Below are 5,192 nucleotides of genomic sequence, written 5' to 3'. Positions count from 1 at the left end.
TCCAATGCGGTGCTAAATTCAACCTTCAATAACGCCGAAGCTGCTGCTGAAAAAACGCCTACATTTGAGGAAAAACCGACGACGCTTGATCCGAAAAAAGCCGCTGTTGCCGCCGCAATTGCCCGCGCAAAAGCCAAAAAAGCAGCGCAAACTCAACAAAAATTAGATGAATCGCAGGAATAAACAATGTTTAAAATGGTCAGTTCACCCCACACTCATTCAGGGAAATTAACGGCGCGCATTATGCTTTGGGTGATTTTGGCAATGATGCCGGCGCTGTTTACACAAATTTACTATTTTGGCTACGGCGTGTTGATTCAGTCTATGCTGGCAATTGTCGTTGCGCTAAGTGCGGAATTTGTGGCAATAAAATTGCGCGCCAGAGCACCACTTGCTTATTTGGCGGATTTCACTGCGCTACTGACCGGATTAATTCTCGCTATGGCCATTCCGCCTTATGCGCCTTATTGGATTATTATTATCGGCACGTTGTGCGCACTGTTGCTCGGCAAACAGGTTTACGGTGGGTTGGGACAAAATCCTTTTAATCCGGCAATGATCGGTTATGTAATTTTACTAATTTCGTTCCCATTACAAATGACCACGTGGATGCCGCCGCTTGATTTATTACCAAAACCGCCAAGCTTTGCGGATGCGATATCGTTAATTTTTTCCGGTTTAACCACCGATGGCTTTAGCCTGTCGCAGCTGGCGCACAGCATCGATGGCATTACACAAGCCACGCCATTGGACAGCGCAAAAATTTTCTATAAGAGCCATACCGAACTTAACGATTTTTATCAATTAGTCAAAATGCCAATCTTTATGGTCAACGGTACGGATTTTGCGCAAGGCTGGTGGCAAGTGAACCTCGCTTTTTTAGTGGGCGGACTTTTCCTTGTATTAAAACGCACCATTCACTGGCAAATTCCGGTAGCGATGTTATTCACTTTTTTCTGCTTGGCTAGCACCACCGCCCTTGCCGGTGGGACGCATTTAAGCGCAGTCAGCCAAATGTTCAGCGGCGCTATGATGTTTGGCGCATTCTTTATCGCTACCGACCCGGTTACGGCTTCCATTACACCGCGCGGGAAAATTGTGTTCGGCGCCTTAGTCGGACTTTTCGTCTATCTTATTCGCTATCACGGCAACTTTCCGGACGGCGTCGCTTTTGCTGTTTTGTTAAGTAACATTTGCGTACCGCTTATCGATCATTACACACGTCCGCGCGTTGCCGGTTATCAAACCAAAGGAATAAAATAATGGACGTTATTAAAATTACGTCGCGCTACGGCGCGTTATTAGGCTTGGTCGCCCTGCTCTGCACCGCGATTTCTAGCGGGATTTTCTTTCTGACCAAAGGCAAAATTGATGACGCCATGGCGGCGCAACAACGCGAGCTTTTGTTGCAGGTTATTCCACAAAATTATTTTGATAATAATCCGGCGGAAACCGTGGCGATTCCGCAAGACGAGCGTTTACAAGGCATTCAAAAAATTTATTTGGCGAAAAAAAACGGCCAAATTTCCGCTTATGCTTATGAAACTACTGCGCCGGACGGCTATTCCGGCAATATTCGCTTGTTAGTGGGTTTAACGCCGCAAGGTGAAGTGTTGGGGGTGCGCGTGATTGAACATCATGAAACACCGGGCTTGGGCGATAAAATTGAATTACGCATTTCCGACTGGATTTTAAGTTTCAACAATCAGCCGATTAATAACGACAATTTAAGCGAATGGGCAGTGAAAAAAGATGGCGGTAAATTCGACCAATTCTCCGGCGCGACCATTACGCCACGCGCCATTGTCAACCAAGTAAAACGTTCAGCATTAGTGATGTTATCCAATAGCACCGCATTGGAATCCCTCGCCAATCAATTAGGGCAATAAGATGACAGATTTAACCGAAGAAAACATCAAACTCGAAGAAACGCAAGTCAATGTTGTTGATTCCACTATCAAAACGGACAACAAATCTGCGGAAAAATCTCTTTGGAAAGAAATTTTTATTCAAGGCATTTGGAAAAATAACTCAGCCGTCGTGCAATTACTCGGCCTTTGTCCGTTACTTGCCGTTTCAAGTACAGCGACTAATGCCCTTGGCTTAGGGCTTGCCACCCTGTTAGTTTTAACTTGTACCAACACGGTCATTTCCTTGTTTCGTAAGCGGATTCCGCACCAGATCCGTATCCCGATTTATGTAATGATCATCGCCACTACCGTTACCCTGGTACAATTATTGATGAACGCTTACACTTATACGCTTTATCAATCCCTCGGCATTTTCATTCCGTTAATCGTTACGAACTGTATCGTGATCGGCCGCGCCGAAGCCTTTGCCTCAAAAAACAACATTTTACATTCCGCTTGGGACGGTTTTTCCATGGGCTTGGGCATGGCATTAAGTCTTACCCTGCTCGGCGCCTTACGTGAAATTCTCGGTCAAGGCACGATTTTTGAAGGCATCGAAAACTTGTTTGGCAACGACGCACAATTTCTCTCTTTCCACCTTTACCACACCGAGAGTAGCTTTTTACTTTTTATCCTGCCGCCCGGTGCGTTTATTGGCTTAGGATTGTTACTTGCCATTAAAAACAGAATTGATAATAGGAACAAATAGTTAAACTGCCTTTATCAAGGTTCCTTGTAAATCGCCTAACCGACTTGTCATCTTTAGGAAAATTTTAAATGTCTGAGCGCAGTGCGTTCAAAATTTTCCGTCAAAAAAATAATAACAAGGGCGGAAAAGCGATTTAGTCAGGCGTGTGCTCTTTGCTACTTTCTTGTACAAGTAAGAAAGTAGGAGAAAAATATGAATAAGCAAAAAAGAATCGAAATACTCACAAGATTACGTGATCAAAATCCCCACCCTACCACTGAATTGCAGTATAATTCGCCCTTCGAATTATTAATCGCGGTAATTTTATCGGCGCAAGCGACCGATAAAGGCGTCAACAAAGCCACAGAAAAATTGTTTCCCGTTGCCAATACGCCGCAAGCCATTTTAAATTTAGGCGTAGACGGCTTAAAAAGCTACATCAAAACCATCGGACTGTTTAATAGTAAAGCGGAAAACATCATCAAAACCTGCCGCGATTTAATCGAAAAGCACAACGGTGAAGTGCCGGAAAGCCGCGAAGCGCTTGAAGCCCTTGCCGGAGTGGGCAGAAAAACCGCCAATGTGGTATTGAACACCGCATTCGGACATCCAACCATCGCGGTGGATACGCACATTTTCCGCGTTTGCAACCGCACCAACTTCGCACCGGGTAAAGACGTCGTGAAAGTTGAAGAAAAGCTGCTCAAAGTAGTACCGGACGAATTTAAAACGAACGTTCATCACTGGCTGATTTTACACGGTCGCTATACTTGCGTAGCACGCAAACCTCATTGTGGTTCGTGCATTATTGAAGATCTGTGTGAATATAAATACAAAACGGAATATTAATTTGGTCAAAAAACGTTTTATTTCTGATCGCACTTTTAAATAGGAAAAACCATGACAACAACAAAACCACAACGCCAAACCTGGTCGAGCCGCCTGACTTATGTAATGACCGTCGCCGGTGCCACTGTGGGTTTCGGCGCGACTTGGCGCTTCCCTTATCTTGTAGGCGAAAACGGCGGCGGCGCTTATGTGTTGCTGTTCTGTATTGCCATGATCGTAATCGGTATCCCGATGATTCTGGTAGAAAACGTGATTGGGCGCCGTTTGCGCGTTAATTCTATTGATGCCTTCGGAGATAAAATTCACGATAAAGGCAAAGGCATTTCTAAATACTGGAAAATTTTGGGCTATATGGGCTTACTTGGTGCTTTCGGTATTATGGCATATTACATGGTGCTCGGCGGTTGGGTAATTTCCTATATCGTCAGTCTAATCAGCGGCAGTCTTGATATTTCCGCACCAATTACCAAAGACGTGGCAAAAAATTTCTACGATCTGCATATCGGCAACAGCCCGTTTGAAATTATGCTTTATACCTTTCTTTTCGTAGCTGTGAACCACATTATTTTGGCGAAAGGCATTATCGGCGGGATTGAGCGCTCGGTAAAATATTTAATGCCGTTGCTGTTTATTTTTCTAATCGGCATGGTAATTCGTAACATTACCTTACCGGGTGCAATGGAAGGCATCACCTTCTACTTAAAACCGGATTTCAGCAAAATCACCCCGCAGCTATTTATTTTCGTATTAGGACAAGTGTTCTTCGCTTTAAGTCTTGGTTTCGGCGTATTAATCACGCTTTCAAGCTACTTAAACAAAGAAGAAAATCTGATTCAAACCGCAGTAATCACCGGCTTTACCAACACCATTATCGCGGTGCTTGCCGGCTTTATGATTTTCCCGTCGCTCTTTACCTTTGGAATTGAACCAAACGCGGGCCCAACCTTGGTATTTCAAAGTTTACCGATAGTATTCTCACATTTATGGGCAGGTAAATTCTTCGCGATTATTTTCTTTGGCTTATTATTAATTGCGGCATTAACCACTTCCATCACTATTTACGAAGTGATCATCACAGCATTACAAGAAAAACTTCGTATGCGTCGCGGAAAAGCCATTGCATTAACGCTCGGCGGCATCTTCTTACTCGGTAACGTACCGTCAATTTTAGGCGACAATTTGTGGAAAGACATAACCATTTTCGATAAAAGCATTTTCGACTTTTTCGATTACGTTAGCGGCAATATTCTGTTTATGCTTACCGCATTGGGTTGTGCGATTTTCGTCGGTTTCGTGTTAAAAGACGAAGCAAAGAAAGAACTTTCCTCAACGCCCAATTCCACCTTTACCCAAATTTGGTTTAACTACGTAAAATTTGTCGTACCGGTCATCATTGTGGTAATTTTCATCAGTAACCTATTCTAATCCACAAAAAACCGAGCAATCGCTCGGTTTTGTTTTTTTAACATTTTCTCAAAAAATTAACTGGCCATTTAAGCCAATCATTTGTTCGCCTAAAAATTTTTCTATAGAATAACGGCTCTTTTCTCGAATATTCCTTAAATTTCACTTTACACAGGACGAATTTTATGCAGAAGCCAGAAGCCAGAAGCCAGAAGCCACCAAGATTGTGTCAATAATTCTTTAATACAACAAGCCTTCCTTAATAATTTAGATGAAAAACTTTGGTCATCTGCCGATAAATTGCGTCAACAGCTTGACGCCGCCAACTATAAACACATCGT

General features: G+C 43.4%; 6 protein-coding genes and 1 pseudogene. All 7 read left to right on the top strand.

Annotated elements, in window-relative coordinates; all coding sequences use genetic code 11:
- On the top strand, positions 1-183 hold a 183-nt coding region (locus ACO59Y_RS06190; protein WP_486131589.1), incomplete at its 5' end, for a hypothetical protein.
- 3 nt (positions 184-186) lie between these two features.
- Positions 187-1,263, top strand: coding sequence for an electron transport complex subunit RsxD (gene rsxD, locus ACO59Y_RS06185; protein WP_486131587.1), 1,077 nt, complete (start codon positions 187-189; stop codon positions 1,261-1,263).
- On the top strand, positions 1,263-1,889 hold the full coding sequence (rsxG, locus tag ACO59Y_RS06180; protein WP_486131585.1) for an electron transport complex subunit RsxG: 627 nt from the start codon (positions 1,263-1,265) through the stop codon (positions 1,887-1,889). Before rsxD ends, rsxG begins: the two co-directional genes overlap by 1 nt.
- 1 nt (position 1,890) lies before the next feature.
- Complete coding sequence (locus ACO59Y_RS06175) at positions 1,891-2,619, top strand: electron transport complex subunit E (RefSeq protein WP_486131583.1); 729 nt, start codon at positions 1,891-1,893, stop codon at positions 2,617-2,619.
- Between the two features lie 192 nt (positions 2,620-2,811).
- Complete coding sequence (gene nth / locus ACO59Y_RS06170) at positions 2,812-3,447, top strand: endonuclease III (RefSeq protein WP_486131581.1); 636 nt, start codon at positions 2,812-2,814, stop codon at positions 3,445-3,447.
- Between the two features lie 51 nt (positions 3,448-3,498).
- Positions 3,499-4,872, top strand: coding sequence for a sodium-dependent transporter (locus ACO59Y_RS06165; protein ID WP_486131579.1), 1,374 nt, complete (start codon positions 3,499-3,501; stop codon positions 4,870-4,872).
- A gap of 127 nt (positions 4,873-4,999) precedes the next feature.
- Positions 5,000-5,192, top strand: a pseudogene (locus tag ACO59Y_RS06160) (SAM-dependent DNA methyltransferase); the annotation flags it as partial.

The sequence above is a fragment of the Rodentibacter sp. genome (genome assembly GCF_057314195.1).
This window is presented reverse-complemented; position numbering and strand designations above follow the sequence as displayed.